Source organism: Edaphocola aurantiacus (genome assembly GCF_019797745.1).
Lineage (GTDB): Bacteria > Bacteroidota > Bacteroidia > Chitinophagales > Chitinophagaceae > Edaphocola > Edaphocola aurantiacus.
The window spans coordinates 13,280-39,473 of the sequence record NZ_VOSI01000005.1; the positions used below are offsets into that span (position 1 = coordinate 13,280).

Here is a 26,194-nt window from a genome sequence, read left to right on the forward strand (position 1 = left end):
TTATGTTTGCTGCAATATTTGGTTTTGAACTGAGACTGGGTTTTAAGCGACCCATGATCTATATATTTTTCGGATTGTTCCTGGCACTGAGTATGGTGATCGGCTTTGAGCAGGTAGGCCTGTTTAATACCTTTGAGGGAGATCATAGTACTATTGCCAATTCGGCATACAGCGTATCTTCTCTGCTGGTAGCACTCAATGGCAATGTATTCGGATTGCTGAACAGTATCGTACTGGTTTCTATTATGGCGACAGCTATTCAGAAAGATTATGAGTACAATACCCATGCCTTATTTTTTACCAAACCTATCAGTAAGGCCGGTTACTTCTTCGGACGTTTCCTTGCGGCGCTGGTACTGGGTATTTTTGTAATGTCCGGTTACCTGATCGGTTACTTTATCGGACTATTGCCGGGAATGGGCAAACCTGTAGTTGGTGCATTTGAACTGATGAACTTCCTGCAACCCTTCCTGTTATTTACACTACCTAATGTATTTTTCATCGGTATTGTGCTTTTTGCCTTAACTACTTTTACCCGCAAAACACTGACCGCATACCTGTTCTGTATCATCCTGCTGATCCTGCGCAGTATTGCAGAAGCGATGAGTGCAGACCTGGATAAGAAAACACTTTCTGCTATTATAGAGCCATTCGGAAGCATCGCTTTCGGAACCATTACCGAATACTGGACACCCGCAGAGCAGAATACGAAACTTATACCGCTGAAAGACATCCTGCTGCAAAACAGGCTGCTCTGGATCGGCATTGCCATTGTACTGACTGCTATCAGCTATTACCGTTTTAGTTTTACACAGTTTCTCACCCCTTTCCGTTTGTTTAAACGTAAGGAGGAAAGCAGTGCACCGGCTACATCCGGTTACCATACCTTGTCTGATATTCCGGTGGTACGCCGCGCCTTTAACAGGGTTTCATCCTGGTCTCAACTGTGGTACCTGTCCAAATTTGAGTTCCGTAAGATTGCGCAAAGCACCTTCTTTATCATCATCGCCATACTGATGGTAGGCCTTATCTGGCTGATCAACTACTTTAGTAACAATGCGTACGAAAGTGCTATGCAACCGCTTACAGAGAACGTGATCCGTTCTGTGGGTTCCTACGGATTCCTGACCACGATCTTCGTAGTCTTCTTTTCCGGTACCATTATATTCCGCGAGAAGGAAACGCGCACCGATGAACTGATCCATGCCACACCGGTAAGTAATACTGTGTTGTTCTTCTCTAAGTATGTGGGTTTGATGGGTATTGTATTGCTGCTGCAACTGGTGGCAGTGCTTACCGGTATCATTATACAGGTATCCCAGTCTTTCCTGCATATAGATTTGATTCAGTACATGATCAGCATTGTCGTGCTGGGACTGACTTCCTTTTCTATCACAGTAGGGATATGCCTGGCAATACAGGTATTCGCTCCCAACAAATACCTGGGTTTCTTCTTCTCCCTGATTCCCTTAATGTTATTGAGCATCCTGTTTGCCAAACTGGAGTGGAATAACAAATTATACAATTTTGATTCTGATGGTCCGCGCCTGCCTTATTCGGCATTGAACGGTTATGGTCCTTTATTCCCATGGTTCAGCTATAAGGCTTACTGGCTCAGCTTTGTACTGATCATTGTTTTTGTGGCCTTATACTTCTACGGCAGAGGTAAGGAGTACAAGATCGGGGCACGCCTGCGTTTTTCGAAAAAGGAAGTGACCCGTGGTATGAAACTGGCCCTTGGCCTCAGTGTACTCTCTTTCTTAGCCTGGGGCAGTTATATTTATTACAATACCCAGGTATTGAATACATATAAGACTGTAAAGGAAATGACCCGTGAAAGTGTGGAGTATGAGCAAAGCTTTAAGCGTTACGAACATACCCTGCAGCCGCGTATCGTGGAGGCGAATGTTGATGTAGATATATATCCGGACAAGGGTGGTTTTCATGCCAAAGGATTCTACTGGCTGAAAAATAAGCATAACCTTCCTGTAGATACGGTTTATGTAAACATTTTTGATGAGACCTCTCCGGTATTCTATAAAGAGGTGAATCTGAATGTACCATCAACCGTAATTAAAGATGATCGTAAATTTGGTGTAAAGCTGTTTAAGTTACAGCAGCCGTTACAACCAGGCGATTCTGTGAAGCTGAGCTTCGAATTTGATTATGCACCAAAAGGCTTTGCCAATGATGATATCAACACATTGGTAGTATCGAATGGTAGCTTCTTCAACAACCAGATGATGCCAAGCCTGGGCTATAATGATGCTTCTGAGCTATCCTCTAACCGGGAACGTAAAAAGTATAACCTGCCTCCGAAGATGCGTATGGCACGCATCAATGATAGCGCTGCGCATATGAATACTTATATTTCCAATGATGCGGACTGGATTCGTTTCGAAACACAGGTGAGTACCAGCGGAGATCAGACTGCAATTGCACCGGGATACCTGGTGAAACAGTGGAAAGAAAACGGCCGTAACTTCTTTAAGTATAAAATGGACAGTCCTATGTTGAACTTTTATGCATACCAGTCGGCCCGTTACGCGATCAAGAAAGATAAATGGAATGGCGTTAATATAGAGATCTATTATAATAAAGCGCATGAGTTCAATGTTGAGAATATGATCCGTTCAATCAAAGATGGTCTGTCTTATTATACGAAGAACTTCTCTCCTTACCAGCATCGCCAGGTACGTATTATTGAGTTTCCTCGATTTGCTTCCTTTGCGCAGTCTTTTGCCAATACCATTCCGTTCTCTGAAGATATCGGCTTTACCAATAAAGTAGATACCAGTGACTGGAGCAAGATTGATCTGCCATACTATGTAACCGCGCATGAGGTAGCACATCAGTGGTGGGCCCACCAGGTAATCGGGGCTAATGTGCAGGGTAGTACATTGCTGTCCGAAACCATGGCGCAGTACAGTGCATTGATGGTTATGGAGCACCGTTACGGAAAAGATAACATGAAGAAATTTCTGAAGCATGAGATGGATAATTACCTGCGCAGCAGAACTGTCGATGGCAAAGGAGAGCGTCCGCTGATGTTTGTAGAGAATCAGCAGTACATTCACTACCAGAAAGGAAGTGTAATTATGTATGCACTGAAAGACTATATCGGGGAAGACAGCCTGAATGCTGCCCTGCGCCGCTTCATCGGCCAGGTGGCCTACCAGGAGCCTCCTTATACAGATGCGGTAGCTTTTGTAAACTGTTTGAGATCAGCTACTCCGGATAGCCTGAAGTACATTATCTCCGATATGTTTGAGCATATTACCGTGTATGAAAACTATGTCAAATCGCTGAAATCAGAACCGATGTCTGATGGTCGTTACAAAGTTACCCTGACGGTGGGCTGTGTGAAGTTCCGTTCCGATAGCATGGGTAATAACACGAAACAACAGGTGAATGATTATATAGACATTGGTGTATTTGCCGCTGTGGCTAAAGGGTCCAAAGAGCAATATAATCCACTGGTTTTCCATAAAGTGAAGATCGATGCACCGGAAAAAACATTTGTGTTTATTGTAAAAGAAAAACCAGTCTTTGCCGGAATAGATCCTTATAATAAACTGATTGACCGCACACCGGACAATAATATCTGTAATTTCGGTATTGTACCTAAAGTGCCGAACCTGTCCGAGAAGGAAGTTCGTTTCGATATGGGATCGGATGATAATGATTAATCTTCTTTTACCTCCACATCATAATAAAGCCAGGCGATTGCCTGGCTTTATTATGATGTGGAGGTAATTTCATTTCTCTATTATACCTGATGAGTATACTCAGGACTGCTGCACGGCAGCATCTGTTGTTTTAAAGATACCATTGGCCTGGCGGGTGCAGGTCATGGTAATTTCGTTGAGGCATACATGTTCCGGAAGGGTAGCGCAATAGTAAGCGGTACGGGCTACATCGGCAGCATGTAAGGGTTCAAAGCCATCATATGTTTTAGAGGCTTTATCTTCATCACCACTGAAGCGTACCCAGGAGAATTCTGTATCTACCATACCGGGATTGATCGCGGTGACTTTAATATTGTAATTCATCAGGTCTATGCGCATGCCTTCAGAAAGGGCTACTACAGCATGTTTGGTGGCGCAGTATACATTACCGTTAGGGTACACTGTTTTGCCCGCCGTAGATCCTATATTGATGATATGGCCTTTTTTCTCCTTCACCATCAGTGGCGCAATATGGCGGGTCATATATAATAATCCTTTCAGGTTGGTATCAATCATGGTTTCCCACTGGTCAACGTCTCCGTTTTCAATACCGGAAAGGCCCAGTGCCAGGCCTGCATTATTGATCAGTATATCTGGAGTACCCCAATCAGCCGCGATTGTCGCAACAGCATTTTCTACAGCTGCTCTTTCACGGATATCAAAACAGGTATAGTTTACGGTTACATTATATTCCTTCTGCAGTTGTGCACTGATTTCAGTCAAGCGGTCTGTACGTCTGCCGGTGATCCATAAATCATGCCCGTTGCGGGCAAATTCTTCTGCTAAGGCCCTTCCGATTCCTGCGGTAGCGCCGGTAATAACAACTTTCATCTTTGTATGTATAATTTTATCTGAACAGGGTTATATCGCCCTTCGCTTCATATGTTTCATTAAACGGATCTACAGCCGCTGCATGCCAGAAGTACACGCCCGTCTCGGCAGGTTTGCCGTTGAAATAGCCATCCCAACCGCCGTTATTAAAGCTGTATGACTGGAATACCAGCTGGCCAAAACGATTGTATATTTTGAAATACAGCAGGCGCACATAGCCTACAGAGATCGGTTTTACAATATCATTACGGCCGTCGCCATTTGGCGTAAATCCGGAAGGAACAATAAACCATGGCTTATCTACTACCGTAATCGTTACAGAATCATTGGCCACACAGTTCTGTGCACTGGTGATCTTAAGGTTATAAGGATACACTCCGCTGGAGGTATAATTAGTTGCCGTAAGCGGATCGGTCGGATTCACCAGGAAGTCTGTTGGAGTCCATTCATAACTAGCGCCGCCACTGCCGCGCATATTGAACTGATACCCTTTTACAATGATGGTATCACTGCCTGCGCTCGGATCGAAATACGGAATTACAATTGTTTTAATAGCGGTATCGCGGCAGCCCTTCTGAGATGCAGAGATCAGGCGTACCACATGGTTTTCTATATTGGTGTTATAGGTATGTACCGGGTTTTGCAGAGTAGAAGTCTGTCCGTCACCGAAATCCCATTGCCAGAAAGTGAATGGCGGCATCTGGGTAACGGATAAGTCGGTAAATTGTAATGGGCTGCCCTGGCACAGGTTACCGTCAAATCTGAAGTCGGTAACGTGCGGCAGGTATACCTTTACCAAGCGGGTAATACTGTCTGAACAGGTTGTACCCCTGTTGACGATCAGTTTCACCACATAAGTACCGGTATCCGGGTAAGTATATGTTGGCTGGAAGGCCAATGAAGTATCTGCATCTGTATTCGGATCACCAAAATCCCAGAAATAAGTGTTGCCACCTGCGCTGGAATTCTGAAAGAACACAGAACGGTCATTATCACATTTGATAATATAGGTGCCCGGCTCATAGTTTAATTGGGGAATATCAGCAATCACATTCCGGGAACAGTCGGTTACTACAAACTGCTGGTCACGGCTTACGGTATTGATCACAACACCATTACGCCATTCTTTTACACAAACAGTAACAATATACCTGCCCACTGCAGTAGGTCTTCCTGTCATTAAACCTGTAGTCGGATTAATGGCCAGTGCCGGGTTAGAGGGTAGTGGAGCCGTTGCTGTAAATGGCGGTACATAGCTTACCGGTGTATATGGTGGTGCCTGGATCAGTGGCTGACCCGGCAGGCCCGGATTAGGATTAAACTCATCACCACCGATGTAAGCAGAACATAATTCATAGCTTAAAGAGTCTCCGTCTGCATCTGATGCGGAGAAGTCTACATTCAGCGGATTGTTGGCACAGATGATCTGTGGCGGTGCGGTATGAAATACCGGACTATTATTGATACACTGACTGGCAGTAAAAGGAGGTATTTCTATAGTAAAGGTAGAACCTGTTACGCCCGGGCTGAAAATATTGGTAATGCTGGCATTACGGCAACAGCGCTGGTATACAAATGTGTATCCGTTGGTGGATGGCCGCAGGGTAACAGTAAACTTAAATACCATTTTGCTCATGCACACATTCGGAAAGTTGCTGATACATTCATTGCTGAATCCGGTAGGTACAACCTGCCGGATAATGGCCGCTCCGGTAGAACCCCGGAGTACAGCCACATTTGTGCCTTTTTCGAATATGGCATAGAAAGAAGGATCATCTGCATTGATCGCTTCCTGCTGGCCGGTAAGACAATCGTGGTATAGAGTGACTGTAAATTCAAATCTGTTATTTCCCAGACATACATACTGTATATCGCCGCCCATGGTATGACTGGCATAAACAGAGGCTCCCTGGCAGATCAGGAATAAAGCAAACAGGTGAAACAGGATTATTTTTTTTACATATCGCATAGAGATGCTTTTTGATGGGGTCTAAACTTTATATAAAAATATATAAAAAAAATGTTAAAGAGCGTTAAAGTCGGTTAAAACCCTTTATGGATAGGGATATCATTATTTGCCGGCATTGCGTGCTTCCCTGATCCGTGCTTCTTTTGCGCCTCTGAGGAATTCAGAAGCAAAAATGAAGTTGTTCAGCAACTCATCCTCGCTGAAGATAATTTCTTCATTAGAGCCTTCCCACTGTTTCGCACCTTTGTGCATATACACAATATGGTCACCGCTTTCCATTACCGTATTCATATCATGTGTATTGATTACAGTAGTGATGTTATACTCGCGGGTAATGTTTTTGATCAGGTGATCGATCACGAGAGAGGTCTGCGGATCGAGGCCGGAGTTCGGCTCATCACAGAAAAGGTATTTCGGATTCAGTACAATGGCACGGGCCAGCGCAACACGCTTTTTCATACCACCGCTGATTTCGGCCGGAAATTTATGATTGGCATCGGTCAGTTCCACTTTAGCCAGTACTTCATTTACACGGGCTTTCCTTTTCGCATACGAATCCTGTGTAAACATATTTAAAGGAAACATAACATTCTCTTCAACGGTCAAACTGTCAAATAATGCCGAACCCTGGAAGAGCATACCGATCTGTTTACGGATCTCCTTCATCTCTTTAGCATCTATAGACAATATATCCTCACCTTCATAAAGGATCTGTCCTTCTTCGGGTTTAAACAAGCCGATCATGCATTTCATCATTACCGTCTTACCACTGCCACTGGCCCCGATGATCAGGTTTGTCTGACCCGGGTACATGGTAAAACTCACATCCTTCAGAATCTCCTTGTCGCCAAATCTCTTTTTTACGTGCTTAACTTCAATCATAACCGTATGTGCTTAGATGCTTAGAATAAAAAAGCGTATCGGGAACAGCCCGATACGCAAATATAAAGTGGAAATCCTTATTTCCGGAAAATCTTCACAAATCCTTACAGATTCTTTGCATCAGCCATAAACTGCGCCAGTCCGATATCGGTCAGCGGGTGTTTCAGCAGGCCTGTGATGGAGCTCAGCGGGCAGGTACAGATATCTGCGCCAACTTCTGCACAACGTACGATATGTAAAGGGCTACGGATAGATGCAGCCAGTACTTCAGTCATAAAGCCTTGTGCATTGTAGATATTTACAATCTGCTCGATCAGTTTTACACCATCCCAGCTACCATCGTCGATGCGGCCGATGAATGGAGATACCATTGTAGCACCTGCTTTTGCTGCCAGGATAGCCTGACCTGCAGAGAATACCAGGGTACAGTTGGTCTGAATACCATTGTCGGTAAACCATTTGATCGCTTTAATACCATCTTTGATCATTGGGATTTTTACCACGATATTGTCATGGATAGCCGCCAGTTTTTTACCTTCGGCAACCATGCCTTCAAAGTCGGTAGAGATCACTTCTGCACTTACCGGACCATCTACAATTGCGCAGATGTCTCTGTAGTGTTGCATGATCGCATCCTGACCTTTAATGCCTTCTTTGGCCATCAGGGAAGGGTTGGTGGTAACACCATCCAGAATACCTAAATCGTGTGCTTCTTTGATCTGATCCAGATTAGCAGTATCGATAAAAAATCTCATAAAAATTGATTGAATTTGGTGTGGCAAAGATAATTTTAAAATCCCGTGAAGCGAAATTTTTTTAATGAGTAGCTGTTATGACTACTTGCCTGATTCCGGGTAGTGCGTTGTGTGGCAGCAATTCAAAAAACAAATTGCGATCTGTTCGAAAGGAGGAACAGTAGTTACCTGCATGCAAATAGTCATAAAGCATCTTCTTATAAAAATGTATCGCGCCGGCATAACCGGCACGATACATTTTTATAAGATAGATTACATTAATTTATATAGCCCATTCAACGATCTGGTTTTCCAGTTCGGGTGTATGTGCTGCCTGCACGCGGATGTAGTTATCGCTATACCCCTCCATGATGCCGTTCTTATTGGCATGTTCAAACAATACTGCACGTTTCTGTCCGGTATGCTGTTCGGTGAAATAGCGCATTTTCTGATAAGAAAGATTACGCAGGCGTTTGTTGCGCTCATTGCGTATATGTTGCGGTACAACATCTTTCATATCGGCTGCAAGCGTATTGTTACGTTCAGAATAGGTAAATACGTGGAAGTAAGATACATCCAGGTTATGCAGGAACTGGAATGTTTCTTCAAACAATTCATCCGTCTCACCCGGGAAGCCTACAATAACATCTACACCGATACAACAGTGCGGCATTAATGCCTTAATCTGTTGTACTCTCTCTGTATATAATTCACGCTGGTAGCGGCGGCGCATTAGTCCCAGGATCTGGTTACTACCACTCTGCAGTGGAATATGAAAGTGTGGCATAAAGCGTTTGCTTTCAGCCACAAAAGAAATAATCTCCTCGCTGAGCAGGTTAGGTTCAATGCTCGAAATACGGTAGCGGTCGATACCTTCGGTTGCGTCCAGTTCCTGTATCAGGTCAAAGAAGGTTTCTTCTTTTTTCTTGCCACCGGTATTGCCTTTACCAAAATCGCCCAGGTTAATGCCAGTCAGTACAATCTCTTTAGTACCGGCATCGGCCAGTACTTTTACATTTTCAATCACATTGGCAATACTGTCGCTACGGCTATGGCCGCGGGCCAGGGGTATGGTACAGAAAGAACAGTTGTAATCACATCCGTCCTGCACCTTGAGGAAGGTACGGGTACGGTCTGCAACAGAGTAGGAGGCATTGAAGCCGTTCACATCCTCGATGTCGCAGCTGCATACTTTAGCACTGTTTCCTTTTGATAATTCTTTCAGGTGATGTGCCAGGTTGAATTTCTCCGCAGCACCCAGTACCAGGTCTACACCTTCTATACTGGCGATCTCCTGCGGCTTCAGCTGGGCATAACAACCAGTGATCACCACCAGGCTTTCCGGTGCTTTTCTTTGTATTTTCCGCACGATCTGGCGACATTCTTTATCGGCATTTTCCGTTACAGAACAGGTGTTGATGACATATACATCTGCTACCTCTTCAAAATCGGTCTTTACAAAACCCTCCGCCTCCAGCGTACGACTCAGGCTGGAAGTTTCTGAAAAGTTGAGTTTACAACCCAGGGTGTGAAATGCTACCGTTTTACTCATTCAAAATACTTTTAATACAAGGGGTGCAAATTTACGTAATATATCATTGATCTGCATAAAATTTAACGTTTGCCCTATAGATGTACTCAATCCTAGCGTGATTTGTTTAGCCTTTTGATCTCGTACAGGTCTGTACGGCGGTCGCGCATGGTTTTTACCGATCCGTAGTGATGCAGCTCTTTCAGCAGTTTAAGATCTACATCCACAATAAGGGTCATCTCTGTATTGGGTGTAGCTTCCGCCTTAATGGCATTCATCGGGAAGGCAAAATCAGAAGGGGTAAATACTGCAGCCTGACCGAACTGTATATCCATATTATTGACCCCCGGCAGGTTACCCACACAGCCTGCAATAGCTACATAACACTCATTCTCAATAGCCCTTGCCATCGCACAATGGCGCACGCGGGTATAAGCATTCTGCGTATCGGTCAGGTAGGGCACGAACAGTATCTTCATGCCGTCCAGGGCCAGCAGGCGGGAGAGCTCAGGGAATTCTACATCATAACAGATCAGGATGCCGATCTTACCGCAATCGGTATTGATGGCTGCGATCTTATCGCCACCTGTAATGCTATAGTATTTTTCCTCGTTCGGGGTGATGTGTATCTTACGATATTCGCTCACCTTACCATCGCGGTGACAGAGAAAGGAGATATTGTATAATTTATTATCCTCCACAACCGGCATACTACCCGCTATGATATTGACATTATAGGCAATCGCGTATTCCGATATTTTTATGCGGATTTCTTCTGTCTTCTTCGCCAGTTCACGCATGGCTTCATATTCCGACAGATGGTTAAATTCGGCGAGCAGGGGAGAGTTGAAGAATTCCGGGAATACGGCAAAGTCTGCATTATAGGCACTGAGGGTATCCACAAAAAACTCAACCTGCTCAAAGAATTTCTCCATAGTGGCAAATGGACGCATCTGCCATTGCACCAGGCCCAGGCGAATGATGCTGTCGCTCATAGCGTTCTTCTTGCGGGAATAGTAAATATTATTCCATTCCAGCAGGGCAGCATACTCCTCCGACTGTACGTCTCCTTTCAGGTAATTGCGCAGTACTTTGACTACGTGAAAATCATTTGAAATCTGGAAACTGAGTACCGGGTCGTATATCTCCTTGGCCTTCACCTTTTCAATATACTGTTTAGGCGTTAATTCATTACTGTATTTATGGTAATTAGGTATACGGCCACCCACCTTGATCTCTTTCAGGTTGCGCTGCTCACAGAGCTCTTTACGTGCATCGTACAGGCGACGGGCCAGGCGCAGTTCCCTGAAATCCGGGTGTACAAATACTTCTATGCCGTAGAGTACATCGCCATCTTCAAAATGGGTATTGAAAGAATAGTTGCCGGTAATCTCTTCATAAGTATGTTCGTCTCCGAAGAGTTTGTATTGTACAATGATAGATAAGGCACAGGCAGCCACCTTGCCGTCTACTTCCACACAGAATTGTCCTTCCGGGAATATAGATAATAGTTTCTTGATATTTGCTTCGCGCCATACACCGCCCATGCCGTCATAGGCCTCGATCATAGCTGCTTTTAATCCCTCATAATCTTCGATCTGCAGTTGTCTTACAATTACTTCCATATATTATTGTCCGTTGATTTACAATTTTTTAGAAAATGCTATTTATAGCTATCGAAAAGGTACGGTCTTTCTTTTAAAAGTGAAAGCAGGCCTGCATTAAAGTTATGTGAAGAAAAGTGCGTGATTTTCAGGCATAAAAAAAGAGGTACCGTACGGTACCTCTTTTCAATAATTAATAATGTATCAGGATTAAGCTGAAGCTAATACTTTGCTTTGTTTGCTGGCTTTTGCATAAGCTGCATAACCACCGAATAATATTCCGCTGAAAATTAAATCGCTCGCGAAAGTGTTTTTGTAGAATGGAATACCGGCAACCATACAATCGATCAGACCAGTAATGGTAGTAGGGTACATCACATACTTAGATGGGAAGAAACCAGCAAACCATACACCGAAGTTAGAGATCAGGTAGAAAGATACTGAGCTTAATACAGAGAATCCAACAACGTTATACCACTTGGCACTTTTCATTTTAGTACCGAAGAATACAGTAACTAACATGGCACCGTATACAAAGAATTGAGATGCATCATAGAAACCGTTTCCTTTTGTGATTTCAATATAGATATCGGTAACGAGGTATGCGATCAGGGGTAAAACATAAGCATTCGCTTTGTTTTTGAAGATAGCACCGCTGAACAGGCTGATGGCTCCGATACTTGCGAAGTTCCAGATATTCTGTTCAACACTCATGATACGGGATACAACAGCAAATAATACTAATACAGTTGCTAATAAGATAGTTCTTTGTTTGGTGTTCATTTTGAGAAAATTAATTGTAATTACCTATGCGGTAAGGCGACAAAGTTACTAATTTTTTTAAAAAATTTTACAAATGTATCCTGAATAATTCCTGCAGGAAGATCAGTATTTGTTATATTTATTCTATTTTGCGGCACATATTTTTCGTCTTTGCTCAAACGACTCTATACTTTCTGTAAACGGTACAAAACCGCATCGGTAGCCCTTTTCTTCATTATAGGGGTATCATTGGTAGCGTTACTGGCCTATCCGCTGGCCAGTGACCGGACACCTGATGCCAATATGATGACCGTAGAACTGAGTGCTAAACCACCAGGTTATACCAAAACTTTTCTGAAAGTGCCCAAGGAGCAGACCATTACCCGGCCGGGCTGGCTGCAGCGCCTGCTTATGGGTACTCCTGCCGATTATCGATTACTGCCCATCAATGGCTGGGTGAAGATCAAAGACGGTATACAGGTAAGACATTATATAGATGACGGTATGGAGGATGTACAGGTGTACTCCTTTAAATCGCTTGGATTGAACAATGCTAAAGATGCTGTTGCCGAAAAATTATTTGTACAGAAGAGGTTCCTGCTGGGAACCGATCGTTATGGCAGAGATATTTACTCCCGTCTGCTGATCGGGGCTAGGGTGAGTATAGGCGTTGGTATTGTATCGGTAGTACTATCCTTAAGCATAGGCATTATACTGGGCACTATATCCGGCTGGTACGGAGGCTGGGTCGATTATGCAGTTATGTGGCTGGTCAATATCCTGTGGGCCATACCCACACTGCTGCTGGTATTTGCGATTACCCTCACTATAGGTAAGGGATTCTGGGAAATCTTTATTGCCATAGGGCTTACCTCCTGGGTAAGTGCTGCAAGGCTGATCCGCGGGCAGGTAATGCAGCTGAAAGAAATGGATTTTATAGTTGCGGCAAAGGCTTTGGGTTTAAAAGATATGCGCATTATCTTTAGACATATTTTGCCCAATATTGCCGGACCCATTACCGTAATTGCTGCATCTAATTTTGCTACGGCAATATTAATCGAAGCCGGTTTAAGTTTCCTGGGTATAGGCGTACAACCGCCTACACCATCCTGGGGACTGATGATCAAGGAACATTATAATTTCCTGATTGCCGGAAACCCGGTGCTGGCACTAATTCCAGGTTTAGCTATTATGCTGCTGGTGCTGGCATTCAATATTTTAGGCAATGCCATCCGGGACATACTGGATGTGCGTAATTAAATGATATATAGAACATGATTACAAAAATATGGAGTGATAAACCCACCCGGCTGTTTGTGCTGATTACCGCATTCTTTGTAGCCAATGCACTGATTGCTGAATGCATCGGTGGCAAGTTGTTTTCGCTGGAATCTGTATTTGGCATGCAGCCATCGGATTTTACTTTGTTTGGCGAGTCACATCTGAGCTATACCCTTACCTGTGGTGTGTTGCTCTGGCCTCTGGAGTTTGTGGTGACCGATATTGTGAATGAATATTACGGGCAGAAAGCCGTAAAGCGCATTTCCCTTACCGCAGTGGGATTAATTATATATGCCTTTGTGATGTTCTATGTGGCCATACATGCACCCGCCAGCGATTTCTGGGTACATTCCAAAGAAGGGCAGGGCGTACCCAATATGCAGTCCGGCTTTAATGCTATCTTCGGACAAGGCATGTGGATCATTATCGGAAGCCTGGTGGCCTTTATGGTAAGCCAGCTTGTCGATGTATTTGTATTTCATAAGATCAAAGAGCGAACAGGCAATAAAATGGTCTGGTTAAGAGCGACAGGATCTACGGTAGTATCACAATTAGTTGATAGCTTTATTGTATTGTATATTGCGTTTAAATTAGGTAATGACTGGAGCTGGCAGCGTGTACTGGCAGTTTGCCTGGTCAATTATTCATATAAATTTGTCATGGCATTGGTGCTGACCCCCGTTATTTACTGGGCAGAGGGCCTTATAGACCGTTACCTGGGCAAAGACCTGGCCATGGCCATGAAGCAGGAAGCGGCAAACAAATAGAACACAAGCGTCGGAATTGAAACATTTATTTATATACTTTACAGCACTCTTATTATCGCTGAGCCTCTCTCCCGGAAAGGCCAGCGCGCAGTCTGTCGTAGATGATGAAGACCCGGATGCGGCATATGTGAGCGGAGATACCGTTTATGTTTCCGATACTTCGGAGGATGGTTATACGACCTATCCGACCGAGGAATATGAAGATGAAACCTTCACATTCTCTTACAGTGATTCTATAACGCCGGTTACCCCGGAGCCGAGAAAAATTTCAGATGCCACATGGGCCAAACTGACCTCCGATCCTGATTTTCGCTACACACAGCCTAAAGAGGAACCGGTGCAGGAATATAAAGAGTCTTTATGGTCCAAGATTATAAAGGCTATTTTCGGATTTTTTGCAGGACCCTTCGGCACATTCCTTTTGTGGGCTGTTGTAGGGCTTGTGGTCATTGCTATTATATGGCAGATCGTACGCCATAATGGATTGCCGATCTTTGGCCGTAAGGATAAAAAAGTAAGTAACCTGCAGCAGGACGAGCTGGCCGATGATTTTATACCCGAAAGCTGGGAAGACATCATCCGTAAAGCAGAGCAGATACCCGATTACAGGCTGGCCGTACGCCATAGCTATCGGCATATATTGCTGTTACTGCATGAGCGTGGTTTGATCGCATACAGCCCTTCAGGTTCTAACTACCAGTATGTATCTGTATTGAGACAGTCAGGGCATACCGAACTGCATGTATTACTGACGCAATTGCTGCGCCATTATGAGTACGCCTGGTATGGAGGCTTTACGGTTGATGCGGCGCATTACCAGTCTATACAGAGTATCTATCAACAATTGAAACAAAAAATCGCTTAAGCATTGCTCTTGAAACGTATCGCTTACATATTGCTCTGCATCCTGACCCTGTTTAGCTTTGAGGCTTGTATCAAGTCCGAGAAGAAAACAAACTGGGAGATACAGTATACTCTGGAAAGTAAAGACCCTTACGGTTTTTACCTGTTCGGGGAGATGCTGCCGCACCTGTATCCGCAGGCCAAAATTCATTTTATCCCTTCCAATGCCAATATCTTCACCACTAGTTCGCAACAGCAGAAAAGTGTTTATGTAGTACTGGCGGGTGCTGCGGCTTTCAGTGAGCAGGAAATGCGCCAGCTCGATGACTGGATGTATGAAGGTAATGATGTAGTGATCATTGCTGATGAATGGGATACTGCGCTGGTTCAGGCATTGCCGGTAAAGGTACTTAATGCACATCATGCCCTTGATACCGATACTGCTGATCATACCATTGATAAAGTGTATACCCTTAAAGCAGACGGGCAGCGGGCCGCATACCAGAGCAAGCGGATGTACTATAACATTTTTCCGGGCTTTCTGCAGGCAGATACCGCACAGCAACAACTTACGGAGATCGCCTGGGATGATAAAGGCAATATCTGTGCCGCAGTGCTGCGCATAGGAGACGGCAAGATGGTGGTAGCGACCAATTTTCTGTCCTGTTCCAACTACTTTCTCCTGCAGGGCAATAACCGGGAGTTTCTTTCCGATATATTCAGCTATACCTCAAAAGATGCTAAGAATGTATACTTCATGGTAGCATCGCAAAAGCGCACCAATCGTTCGGACTGGTCGGTACTCTGGGAGCATAAAGCCACGCGTGCAGCTATAATCCTTTCGTTTGTCGGATTGCTGATATATGTATTGTTCGGCTTAAAACGCAAACAGAAATCAATACCGGAAATTGCTCCGCTGACCAACGATGCAGCTTCATTTGCGGCAACTATAGCCAGTCTCTATTACAATAAACATAATAATCGTAACCTGGCACAGAAAATGATCCAGCACTTCCTGGAACATGTACGTACGAGTTACCAGTTAAATACCAATGTACTGGATCAGGCTTTTGTAGAAAAGCTGAGCCTGCGGTCGGGTATAGCATTGGCTGCAACGGAATATCTGTTCTCACAGATCAGGCAGGTACAGAGTGACAGTACTGAAATTAATGATGCATTTTTACATTCTTTATACAGGAATATTCAACAATTCTATAAAAAATAAATATTGAGTTATGGAACACCAGGAAACAAACCATACCGGTACAGAATATAAATCCAGACTGCCGATTGATACGATCTCCGTACTGATCGATAAAGTAAAGGCAGCGATAGGTAAGACCATCGTAGGGCAGCATGAGATGATAGAACTGCTGCTGACTGCATTGCTGGCCGAAGGACATGTATTGCTGGAAGGGGTGCCGGGTGTAGCCAAAACCTTGACGGCCAAGACAATGGCAAAGTTAATTGATGCACAATTCAGTCGTATTCAATTTACCCCGGATCTGATGCCTTCCGATGTGATCGGAACCAATATATTTAATCCGCAGACCACCAGGTTTGAATTCAGACAAGGGCCTATCTTCGGTAATATAGTGTTGATCGATGAGGTAAACCGTGCTCCTGCCAAAACACAGGCAGCTTTGTTTGAGGTAATGGAAGAACGACAAATTACTTCCGATGGGGTGACATACAGCCTGGACAAGCCGTTTATCGTAATTGCCACACAGAACCCGATTGAGCATGAAGGCACTTATCGCCTGCCGGAGGCACAACTCGATCGTTTCCTGTTTAAAATAGTGGTAGGGTATCCTACTATTGAAGAAGAATTAAACATCCTTAGCTATCACCATCACCGTGGTGCACAACCGCTTATTGCTGCTGTGGCAGCAGTGCTGAGTAAAGAAGAGCTGGAGCAATGCCGTACCTGGGTGCAGCAAGTGCATGTAGAAGAAAAGATACTGCAGTATATGGCACAGCTGGTAGCGGCTACTCGTAATCATCCGTCGCTATACCTGGGAGGATCTCCGAGAGCTACTGTAGCTTTATTGCATGCGGCTAAAGCACTGGCGGTACTGAGAGGACGTGATTTTGTAACACCGGAAGATGTGACTCATGTACTGGTACCTGCTTTAAGACACCGTGTGGCACTGACCCCGGAAAAAGAAATGGAAGGCATCAGCGCAGATGAGGTGCTGAAAGAAATGATTACTAAAGTAGAAGTGCCCAGGTAATTGGATTAAACCAAAATGAAAAAGTAAAAAGTTAATCATGTATAAAATTGTTGGGCGCCGGCATAGCCGGCGCCCAACAATTTTATACAAAAAGTAGTATTACTTAGCTGCAATTACAGAGATCTCTACATTTACCCCTCTTGGAAGACCGGCCACCTGTACCGTTTCTCTTGCAGGTTCATTTGCGGTAAAGAACTGTGCATATACTTCATTGATCTGGGCGAACTGGGCCATATCTGTAATGAAAATAGTACTCTTCAATACATGAGTAAAATCCATGCCGGCCTCGGTAAGAATAGCCTGTACATTTTCCAGTACTTTACGGGTCTCGTCCTGTATACCGGAGGTAACAATTTCGCCGGTCGCAGGGTCCATTGGTATCTGTCCAGAAACGAATAACATATTGCCGAATTGAGTGGCCTGGTTATATGGGCCTATAGGTGCCGGAGCGGCACTGGTATTGATAATTTTCTTTTCCATTGCACAAATATACAATTCAGAAAGATATGGGCTTATAGGAAAATTAAATCGGGATTTCCAGTGCTGAACAATTATCTTTGCGTATTAACTTATCATGGCAAATATATTATTTATCGATACCGCTGCACCGCATACACATGTAGCCGTCGGTGATGCAGATGGATGTTTGAATGAGCTGAAAAATGAACTGCCTAACCAACAGGCTGCTTCCTTAAATGATATGATCGCCCAGCTGTTCGCGCAGGTTCCCCTGGAGCTGAAAAATATCGATGCGATTGCGGTGAATGCCGGGCCAGGCAGCTATACTGGTTTGAGGGTAGGATTGGGTGTGGCCAAAGGCCTCTGCTTTGCGCTGGACAAACCGCTGATGCTGTTCAATAAACTGGAGCTCTTACTGAATCGCCAGCCACAACAGGCACTGGTCGTACTGAAAGCCAGAACAGGAGAGGGCTTTGCCATTGCAGGAAACAGCGCGCAGATCGATCTGCCTGCACAACACATCTTCTATAACGACTTCCCGTTTGATACATACAAGGATTATGCATTGATTACTGATGATGATGCCGTAAAAGCGGCACACAGTACTGCTGCTGATCTGGGATCGCATATACTGGATATCGCTTTATGGAACAGTCAGGCCCAGCAACGCTGGCATACACAGGACTTTGATGAACTGGCTTATGCTGAACCATTCTATCTGAAAGCGGCATTTACTACTGAACCCAAACAAAAATAATCTGTATGGAACTAGCTGCGAAAAAAGTATCAGACTCGTATACGATCATGAGTGAGTATGTACTGCCCAATGATACGAATACATTGAACAATCTGATGGGCGGACGGCTCATGTACTGGATGGATATTGCTGCTGCGATTGTAGCACAAAAACACAGCAATAAGCCATGCGTAACGGTATCGGTCGACAACGTCAATTTTCATAACCCGATCAGACTGGGCAACCTGATTACGATAGAAGGTAAGGTTACCCGTACCTTTAATTCTTCTATGGAGATTTATCTGTCGGTATGGGGCGAAGACCTGATCAAGCAGGAACGCTACTTATCTAACGAAGCATACTTCAATTTTGTCGCCCTGGATTCATTGGGTAAACCTACCCGCATCCCGGCGATAGAGCCGGAAACAGAACGGGAGCAGGAAATGTATAAAGATGCTTTACGCAGAAGACAATTGCGCCTGCTGCTGGCCGGTAAGCTCAAACTGGAAGATGAAGCAGAATTGAAATCTATTTTATTCCCGGAGAAAAAATAAGCTTATGAAACTGATCAGTGTAGTAGCTGCAAGTGAAAATAATGTGATTGGTATGAACAATACCATGCCCTGGCACCTGCCCGACGATCTGAAATTCTTTAAGAAGATGACCCTGGGTGGTCCGGTGATCATGGGTAAAAATACATGGATCTCTATTGGCGCCAGACCATTGCCTAAACGGGCAAATATTGTGGTATCAACGACGATGCCGGAAGATACACCGGGCGCTGTAGTCGTACATTCTTTTGAAGCAGCCCTGGATTATATCAGGGAGCATGTTCCGCTGGAAGGGGAAGAGCAGAAAGTAAGCCTTATCGGTGGCGGACAGCTCTATCGCCAGGTACTGGATCAGTGCGATGAGATCTTTATGACCCGTGTGCATACTGAGATTGAAGAGGGTACCGTATTCTTCCCGGAGATCCGTAATAATCCAGAATGGAAAAAGATTTGGGAGGAAGCCCATCCCAAAGACGAGCATCATATCTACAGCTTCACATTTGAACGCTGGATAAAAACTAACGCATAATTACCAAACATTGAATTACCTGCAATACCTGCTTAAGGCTAAAGGCCGTCATGGCACGCATTCTCCCTTTGTCTATGATTTTGTAGAACAGGCTTTGCATAGGCAGGCTGCATATCAATATCCTGCTGCTGTACTGCAAACACAGCAGTCCCGGGCCCTGTACCGGGTTTTATCTTTTCTGAACTATACACAACTGTATCTTGACCCAGCCTTGGCATCGCTGACTTGGGTTTCTGCTGCATTGCCCGGTGTAATTAATACTATTCCGGAACGGATACCTGAAGGTGCTTTGCTGATCATGGATGCAAAGCAGGCAGCTGAATTTATAACATCAGAATATTTACCAGAATCTGTACAAATACTGGTTTGGCACCCCGGCCATAGAGATGAAGAAACATTGAATGTACTCTGGGTACATCCGGCGTTTAACTGTACAATGTTTACCTGGAACTTTTCGGTACTGGTTGCTGATCCCGGGTTCAAGCGTAAGCAACACTATATCCTGCGCTAGGCAGGCAATTCTTTCTGCTCCTTTTTGATCTGACGATCTACCCAGTAGAGCAGTAATACCGCAAAATAGAAAATAGCACCGATTCTGTAGGTTTGCAGCAGCTCCGAAAACAGGTTGTTCAGGAAGAAGGCTGCAACGATCATTGCACTGGTTAGCGTTAAGGCACGGTACAGCTTGTCTTCTGTACGATGGTAGAGCTTCTGTGCATGGTAGAATAATGCGCTGATCAGCAAGCCATATAAGACCATAGCAGGCCAGCCCTGTTCCACCAGCATAAACAGGAAGTAGTTATGCGTAGTTGACTTCTCTGGGTTAGAACTTACATAAGTCTTGAATATGGTAACCGCATGCGGTTTGTAGTAATAATAGAAGTTGTTAGGGCCTACACCTACCAATGGATGCTCCTCGCTCATGCGCACTGCCGCAATCCAGCGGAAGAAGCGCTCGGCCGAGGACATGTCTCCACCTACAAAGCTGGCTTTGATAAGGTCATTAAATGTATGGCGGGTATAGGTTTGTTTAAAATCCGGTCTGAAATCGATATACTTATTGTTATAAGACATGAGGCCGATGACCACAAAACAAAAAGTAAAGAACAATGGCATAAACCAGTTAACCAGCTTTTTACGGATGGCCCACGCAATAATAAATGCAAATATGGTACCCAGCATAGCGGCACGGGCAAAGGCAAGGTACATACCCAGGAAGTAAAACAGGAACAAGCCTAAGTATAACAGGCGTAGCCTCTTATTTCCTTTATTATATCGCCATAGGATATAGAATACGGGTAAGACCATAGACATGACACAGGCATGATCTACGTGGTTATAGAAAAATGGCTTAACAACCAGATTGGTCTCTACATAACCGAATTTGAAATAAGCGTGGCGCGCAAATACAAACAGGGCCAGTAATGTCATCGGAATCAGGAATACTTTAGCTAATGTAAAGATGTCCTTTTTGGTCTGTAGTACAATGGCCGGCAATATGAAGAACACCAGTAATTGTATGGTATTAACCCCCAGATATTTAATAGAGTACAGCGGTATCTGTGAAAACATAACGGATACAATCAGCCATATATACTGCAGGAAAATGATCAGTGTAATAGGGTGGTGTATCAGGTTCTCAGGTAGGATACGCTTATGATATAGCAATAGGGCAATCACGATGCCCGCCATAAGTATAGTTAACGGAAGTTGCGGCAGGTACATCATAGATGAACCACCCACCTGGGTAATTACCGTAAGTGGGATGCAGATGACATAGAACCAGTAAAATGATTTCCAGTTCAGGATGATCCATGCGGTAAACGGAATAACAAACGGGATGCCTATAGCCCAGTAATGATGTGTATAGGAAAACACAGCAATACCTGCAAGCAACGCCAATACAGCAAGTGTATAAAACCAGCGTTCTTGTTTGTTTACATGAATAGCAACCGTATTATGTTCCGAACTCATTAAGCAGCGTTACTCTTAAATGCGTTAGCAATCAGTACCAGCAGGCTGGCAAAGATAAATGCAGCCAATGCACTGGCCAGTATAACCAGGTATGCAGGCAGGTTAGAGGTTACATTAGGAACATAAGGACCTGTTACACGGTAGAACACGTGCATCTTTTCACTATTCAGGAAACTGCTGTATTCATTTTTCAGAGAGGCCAGTTGAGCATTGCGCTCATCTAGCTTATCTTTTACCTCGATCAGGGATTGTAATTGCTCAATCGCAGCAGCATTGCTGGCATTGATCGTATAGTTACTGCTGAGCGTGTTGCCTCTTACCGGAAGCAACTCGCTGTATAAATTGTACTGCTTGCGGATAGCAGCGATACTATCAGTAAGGATCGCTACAGAATCGCTGATGCTTTTTCTTTTAAAGTCGATTTCTCTGGTTACATCTTTATTATAATCTTCAAAGAAGTTGATGTAAATGCTTTCTGCTTTTTGAAGTGCAGCTTCCAGTGCAGCATGTGCCAGTTTAGGATCTGTATCGGTAAACTTCGCTTCAATATCATAGTTGTCCGTACGCTTCAGTTTGAATGCGCTTTTGATGGCTATGAAAGCAGCTTCTTCAGATTTAAGCTTTTTTGTTTGCTTGTATTGTACTGCTTCATTGATATGACCTTTAACATCACCACTTTCCAGGATGGTCATGGCTTTGTCCAGCTCATAGTCTTTGGCAAATACATCTTTGGTATACAATGTATTGGCACCATATAACTGGTTACGGTCAAAGTTCATAAAGCCTTTTACGATAATGCTGGCTTCAGAAGTATACTCATTTGGTCTGAACGAAACGAATAAAACAGATGCAATCAGGCCTAGCGCCGTAATACCCCATACTAATTTGCCACGGGACTTAATTGTACGTATTATGGCTACAAGGTCATATTTATTTTGCTGCATTGGTAAAGTTTAATCTTGTTTTATGTTTTTAGGCGGATAAGCAATTTTTACTATATACTTTCACCAGCTTTCATCTTCTCTGCATTCTCGGCAAGCTGCAGGGCTTTCAGCATTTCGTCGATACCACCGTTCATAAACTCGTCCAGGTTGTAGCTGGTCATGTTGATGCGGTGATCGGTGATGCGTCCCTGAGGGTAGTTGTACGTACGGATCTTTGCAGAGCGGTCACCCGTAGTTACGATACTCTTACGTCTCTGGGCAATAGCTTCCTCGTGTTTACGTACTTCTTCTTCGTATAATTTGGTACGCAGCATAGACATCGCCTTTTCGCGGTTACCCAGCTGGGTACGCTCGGTCTGGCACACTACCACAGTACCGGTAGGGATGTGGGTCAGTAATACCTTGGTTTCTACCTTGTTTACGTTCTGACCACCGGAACCACCGCTTCGGGCAGTCTCCATTTTTACATCACTTTCTCTCAGTTCGAAATCGATCTCATCTGCTTCAGGCATAACCTGTACGGTAGCCGCAGAGGTATGCACACGGCCGCTGGCCTCTGTTGCAGGAACCCTTTGTACGCGGTGTACACCACTTTCAAACTTCAGGGTACCATATACATCATCACCTACAACCTCCAGTTGGATATCTTTATATCCACCCACAGTACCTTCCGCTTCATAGATCAGGGAAGCACGCCAGCCCTTTTTCTCGAAGTATTTCATATACATTCTGAACAGGTCACCGGCAAAAATGCTCGCCTCGTCACCACCGGTACCGGCACGGATCTCTAAAACAGCATTTTTATCATCCTGAGGATCTTTAGGGATCAACAGCTGGCGAATCTCTTCTTCTAACGTATCTTTTTCTTCTTCTTGTATAACCAGCTCTTCTTTTGCCATATCTCTCAGATCAGCATCACTTTCACTGGCCAGAACTTCTTTGCCGAATGCAATACTGTCCAGACAGTTTCTGTACTTCTGGTATGCTTGCATCAGCGGTTCTAACTTTTTGTATTCTTTAGATACCTGGGTGAACTTTTTATTATCACTTACGATCTCAGGATTCGTTAAAGCGATGCCAAGGTCATTAAATTTCGCTTGTAAGGCTTCTAATTTTTCTATCATTTAGATTTAAATGAACAATTTGTATTGTCTGTAAAATAAAGTGCGCTAAGATAGTATTTTATTCGCAAACCATATACAGTTCTGTTATTTTTAAGTGGCAGGAATGTTATTTAGTGATCAGTATTCTTTCTGGAATTTATCTGATAAAAAATTGCAATATAATTAGAAGAGGTAGTGAAATAATAACTGCGTTTTTGCAGCGATACAATATTATAAGGTATGTGATCAACTCTGATTTATCAGGCTGGTTCACATGTATTATTTTAATACGTATTTTCGATATAATTATTGTCGCCTTTAGGTTTTAAGTTGAATTATTAAAAATCATTTCATTACTTTTGCCCATTACCAGTGAAGTACAAACTATGCCGATATTAAGTCCAGCCATCAAGCAGATTATGAAAATGCGCCTCAACGCAGTGGATAATTTTATGCTTAACCCGATCGATACCCAGAAAAAGGTATTTAATGATCTTATTGGCTCGGCACAGTTTACTGATTTTGGTAAAAAATATAGCTTTGATACCATCAATGCTATTAAAGAATTTAAGGAGCGTGTACCGGTACAGGAGTATGATGATGTAAAGCCTTATATACAGCATATCCTTGACGGTGAGCAGAATGTGCTCTGGAATACTCCCATCAACTGGTTTGCCAAAAGTAGCGGTACGACCAGCGATAAAAGCAAATTTATTCCCGTTAGTAAAGAAACCCTGGATGATACACATTACCGTGCCGGTAAAGATGTACTGGGTATCTATGTACGCATGTACCCGGATACCGGATTGTTTGGCGGTAAGTGCCTGACCATTGGTGGTAGTCACCAGGTAAACCAGATGAATGCCGACTGCTTCTATGGCGACCTTTCTGCAGTAATGCTGCAGAATATGCCGTTTATAGGGCAGATTATGCGCTCTCCGGACCTGAAAGTAGCCCTTATGGACGAGTGGGAGAGTAAGATTGAAAGCATTATCGATAGCACCCTCGACGAAAACATTACTTATATAGCTGGTGTGCCCACCTGGACGCTGGTATTACTTAAACGTATTCTCGAAAAGACGGGCAAGACTGATATCCGTGAGGTATGGCCTAACCTGGAATTATACATCCATGGCGGGGTAAGCTTTAAACCTTACCAGAACCAGTTTAAACAGCTGATTCCGCATGAGGATATGCATTACCTTGAGACCTACAATGCTTCTGAAGGCTTCTTTGCCGCACAGGATACACCTGATAGTGAGAACGGTATGCTTTTGTTCCTCAACCATGGTATATTCTTTGAATTCATGCCGATGGAAGAGGCTGGCAAAACCCACCCGAATACTTTAAACCTTAGAGAAGTTGAGCTGAATACCAATTACGCATTGATTATCAGTACCAATAGCGGACTGTGGCGTTATATGGTAGGTGATACCATTCAGTTTACCTCTCTGGAGCCATTCCGAATTAAGGTAAGTGGTCGTATCAAACACTTTATCAATGCATTTGGTGAAGAGGTAATCATCGACAATAGTGACCATGCCATTGAAAAAGCCTGTGCTGCAACCGGTGCTATTGTGAATGATTATACTGCTGCCCCGGTGTATATGACCGGCGACAGTAATGGTGCTCATGAATGGATCATTGAATTTGAACAATTACCAGTGCCATTAGACGTTTTTGTTACCGAGATGGACCTGGCTTTACAGGCTGTAAACTCCGACTACGAAGCCAAGCGTCATAAAGATATTGCATTGCGTATGCCGATTGTACACCCGGTACCTAAAGGCAGCTTTAATGCATGGCTGAAGTCTAAAGGGAAGCTCGGCGGACAAAATAAAGTACCGCGCCTGTCTAACGAACGTAAGTTTGTGGAAGAGATTCTGAGTTTTCTGGCTACAAATTAGGAAGAGCGTTTCTGACGCAATTGCTGCAAAAAGCGGTACTTCCACCAGGCATATAGAGCACTTTCCCTTGCCAGCAGAAAGCCAATACGTCCATCCAGGAAACCTTTCTTAAATATATACTGCTTCATAAACGCATTCAAACCGGAGAGATAAGGTTTGGATGAGGTGTATTTTTTACCCTTTTCCAGCATATTTTCCGCGCTCAGCAAGGCATACTTCCGGTTTTTGGCGCGAATGTCTGCCGTATTTTCTGCGGTATGATGATATAAAATACCCTTCAGGGTTTCGAATGTTACCTGTTTGGGGAAGGTCAGCGCTTCATGCACTTTCTCCGTATCCCAGCTCACCGCCTTGCGGTTGTATAGCCTCTTTTTTAATTCTTTAGATTCCCCAAAGGTACCGTAACGGACACGTTCAGTTCCTATGCGGTGCACCAGCAGGAGGCAATATACCGTATTGATCTCTTTAAACTGAACCGCGGCAAGACTTTGCTGTAATTCCGGCGAGGCAATCTCATCACTGTCTACCGATAATATCCAGTCATATTTCGCTTTGGTCGCCAGTTCATTCTTGGTAGGTCCGTAACCCTTCCAGGTCAGCAAATGCGGTTTGACATCCGGGTACTGCAGGGCAAAATCAGCCACATCAGCCGCCAGCAGGCCATTAAAACCTACCAGTATATCATCGCTCACCCGGCGGTAACTGTCTATTACCTGCAGCAGGGTACTGTTGATCACATTACTGATAATACATACTGAAAATGCCATAATAGCCTTATAATTAATATCTTTGTGCTGTTGCAAAAAAGACCTCAAAATAACAAAT

Annotated in this window: 23 protein-coding genes; 11 read left to right on the plus strand and 12 right to left on the minus strand. The window is 44.0% G+C overall.

What is annotated here, in order from left to right; genetic code table 11:
* Positions 1-2 precede the first annotated feature (2 nt).
* Positions 3-3,689 carry an ABC transporter permease/M1 family aminopeptidase gene (locus FTD44_RS14845; protein ID WP_222167175.1) on the plus strand — a complete coding sequence of 1,229 codons (3,687 nt, stop codon included), beginning with the start codon at positions 3-5 and terminating at the stop codon, positions 3,687-3,689.
* A 99-nt stretch (positions 3,690-3,788) separates the two neighbouring features.
* On the opposite strand, the gene FTD44_RS14850 is transcribed toward FTD44_RS14845, so the two are convergent.
* The 7 genes from FTD44_RS14850 to FTD44_RS14880 form a co-directional block, all read right to left on the minus strand.
* Positions 3,789-4,559 (minus strand): SDR family NAD(P)-dependent oxidoreductase, encoded by a 771-nt coding sequence (locus tag FTD44_RS14850; protein WP_222167176.1) that lies wholly within the window; start codon positions 4,557-4,559, stop codon positions 3,789-3,791.
* 16 nt (positions 4,560-4,575) lie between these two features.
* Positions 4,576-6,528: a PKD domain-containing protein gene (locus FTD44_RS14855; protein ID WP_222167177.1), complete on the minus strand. Its 1,953-nt coding sequence runs from the start codon at positions 6,526-6,528 to the stop codon at positions 4,576-4,578.
* A gap of 102 nt (positions 6,529-6,630) precedes the next feature.
* On the minus strand, positions 6,631-7,410 hold the full coding sequence (locus tag FTD44_RS14860; RefSeq protein ID WP_222167178.1) for an ABC transporter ATP-binding protein: 780 nt from the start codon (positions 7,408-7,410) through the stop codon (positions 6,631-6,633).
* Between the two features lie 104 nt (positions 7,411-7,514).
* The gene (gene fsa / locus FTD44_RS14865) at positions 7,515-8,165 is read right to left on the minus strand and encodes a fructose-6-phosphate aldolase (RefSeq protein WP_222167179.1); all 651 of its coding nucleotides are present in this window, start codon (positions 8,163-8,165) and stop codon (positions 7,515-7,517) included.
* 262 nt (positions 8,166-8,427) lie between these two features.
* On the minus strand, positions 8,428-9,696 hold the full coding sequence (gene mtaB / locus FTD44_RS14870; RefSeq protein ID WP_222167180.1) for a tRNA (N(6)-L-threonylcarbamoyladenosine(37)-C(2))-methylthiotransferase MtaB: 1,269 nt from the start codon (positions 9,694-9,696) through the stop codon (positions 8,428-8,430).
* A gap of 92 nt (positions 9,697-9,788) precedes the next feature.
* Positions 9,789-11,300 carry a carbon-nitrogen hydrolase family protein gene (locus tag FTD44_RS14875; RefSeq protein WP_222167181.1) on the minus strand — a complete coding sequence of 504 codons (1,512 nt, stop codon included), beginning with the start codon at positions 11,298-11,300 and terminating at the stop codon, positions 9,789-9,791.
* A gap of 189 nt (positions 11,301-11,489) precedes the next feature.
* Positions 11,490-12,062, minus strand: coding sequence for a DUF6580 family putative transport protein (locus FTD44_RS14880; protein WP_222167182.1), 573 nt, complete (start codon positions 12,060-12,062; stop codon positions 11,490-11,492).
* A gap of 150 nt (positions 12,063-12,212) precedes the next feature.
* Between FTD44_RS14880 and FTD44_RS14885 the strand changes: the two genes are divergently transcribed.
* The 5 genes from FTD44_RS14885 to FTD44_RS14905 are packed head-to-tail and all read left to right on the plus strand — an operon-like array spanning position 12,213 to position 17,166.
* Positions 12,213-13,301, plus strand: coding sequence for an ABC transporter permease (locus tag FTD44_RS14885; RefSeq protein ID WP_246625457.1), 1,089 nt, complete (start codon positions 12,213-12,215; stop codon positions 13,299-13,301).
* Positions 13,302-13,315: 14 nt separating this feature from the next.
* Positions 13,316-14,089 (plus strand): queuosine precursor transporter, encoded by a 774-nt coding sequence (locus tag FTD44_RS14890; protein WP_129021853.1) that lies wholly within the window; start codon positions 13,316-13,318, stop codon positions 14,087-14,089.
* A gap of 16 nt (positions 14,090-14,105) precedes the next feature.
* On the plus strand, positions 14,106-14,954 hold the full coding sequence (locus FTD44_RS14895) for a DUF4129 domain-containing protein (protein ID WP_222167183.1): 849 nt from the start codon (positions 14,106-14,108) through the stop codon (positions 14,952-14,954).
* Between the two features lie 9 nt (positions 14,955-14,963).
* On the plus strand, positions 14,964-16,157 hold the full coding sequence (locus FTD44_RS14900) for a DUF4350 domain-containing protein (RefSeq protein ID WP_222167184.1): 1,194 nt from the start codon (positions 14,964-14,966) through the stop codon (positions 16,155-16,157).
* Between the two features lie 10 nt (positions 16,158-16,167).
* Positions 16,168-17,166: an AAA family ATPase gene (locus FTD44_RS14905; protein ID WP_222167185.1), complete on the plus strand. Its 999-nt coding sequence runs from the start codon at positions 16,168-16,170 to the stop codon at positions 17,164-17,166.
* Positions 17,167-17,265: 99 nt separating this feature from the next.
* On the opposite strand, the gene FTD44_RS14910 is transcribed toward FTD44_RS14905, so the two are convergent.
* Positions 17,266-17,646 carry a RidA family protein gene (locus FTD44_RS14910; protein ID WP_129021857.1) on the minus strand — a complete coding sequence of 127 codons (381 nt, stop codon included), beginning with the start codon at positions 17,644-17,646 and terminating at the stop codon, positions 17,266-17,268.
* A 94-nt stretch (positions 17,647-17,740) separates the two neighbouring features.
* On the opposite strand from FTD44_RS14910, the gene tsaB reads away from it, so the two are divergent.
* From tsaB to FTD44_RS14930, 4 genes are read left to right on the plus strand one after another with little or no spacing between them, the layout of a single operon-like run.
* A complete protein-coding gene (gene tsaB, locus FTD44_RS14915; protein WP_222167186.1) occupies positions 17,741-18,382 on the plus strand; it encodes a tRNA (adenosine(37)-N6)-threonylcarbamoyltransferase complex dimerization subunit type 1 TsaB in 642 nt (213 codons plus the stop codon).
* 5 nt (positions 18,383-18,387) lie between these two features.
* The gene (locus FTD44_RS14920) at positions 18,388-18,915 is read left to right on the plus strand and encodes an acyl-CoA thioesterase (RefSeq protein WP_222167187.1); all 528 of its coding nucleotides are present in this window, start codon (positions 18,388-18,390) and stop codon (positions 18,913-18,915) included.
* A 4-nt stretch (positions 18,916-18,919) separates the two neighbouring features.
* Entirely contained in the window at positions 18,920-19,441 is a 522-nt protein-coding gene (locus FTD44_RS14925) for a dihydrofolate reductase (RefSeq protein ID WP_222167188.1), read from the plus strand.
* Between the two features lie 10 nt (positions 19,442-19,451).
* The gene (locus FTD44_RS14930) at positions 19,452-19,952 is read left to right on the plus strand and encodes a hypothetical protein (protein ID WP_222167189.1); all 501 of its coding nucleotides are present in this window, start codon (positions 19,452-19,454) and stop codon (positions 19,950-19,952) included.
* Here FTD44_RS14930 and FTD44_RS14935 read toward each other — a convergent pair.
* The 3 genes from FTD44_RS14935 to prfA are packed head-to-tail and all read right to left on the minus strand — an operon-like array spanning position 19,949 to position 23,483.
* Positions 19,949-21,415 carry an O-antigen ligase family protein gene (locus FTD44_RS14935; RefSeq protein ID WP_222167190.1) on the minus strand — a complete coding sequence of 489 codons (1,467 nt, stop codon included), beginning with the start codon at positions 21,413-21,415 and terminating at the stop codon, positions 19,949-19,951. The genes FTD44_RS14930 and FTD44_RS14935 overlap by 4 nt on opposite strands.
* Positions 21,415-22,359: a Wzz/FepE/Etk N-terminal domain-containing protein gene (locus FTD44_RS14940; protein ID WP_222167191.1), complete on the minus strand. Its 945-nt coding sequence runs from the start codon at positions 22,357-22,359 to the stop codon at positions 21,415-21,417. Before FTD44_RS14940 ends, FTD44_RS14935 begins: the two co-directional genes overlap by 1 nt.
* Before the next feature lie 50 nt (positions 22,360-22,409).
* On the minus strand, positions 22,410-23,483 hold the full coding sequence (gene prfA / locus FTD44_RS14945) for a peptide chain release factor 1 (RefSeq protein WP_129021864.1): 1,074 nt from the start codon (positions 23,481-23,483) through the stop codon (positions 22,410-22,412).
* Positions 23,484-23,848: 365 nt separating this feature from the next.
* Here prfA and FTD44_RS14950 point away from each other — a divergent pair, with 365 nt between their 5' ends.
* Positions 23,849-25,369 carry a GH3 auxin-responsive promoter family protein gene (locus FTD44_RS14950; protein ID WP_222167192.1) on the plus strand — a complete coding sequence of 507 codons (1,521 nt, stop codon included), beginning with the start codon at positions 23,849-23,851 and terminating at the stop codon, positions 25,367-25,369.
* Here the strand turns inward: FTD44_RS14950 and FTD44_RS14955 are convergent.
* Positions 25,366-26,136: a glycosyltransferase family protein gene (locus FTD44_RS14955; protein WP_222167193.1), complete on the minus strand. Its 771-nt coding sequence runs from the start codon at positions 26,134-26,136 to the stop codon at positions 25,366-25,368. The two genes, FTD44_RS14950 and FTD44_RS14955, sit on opposite strands and share 4 nt — an antisense overlap.
* Positions 26,137-26,194 lie beyond the last annotated feature (58 nt).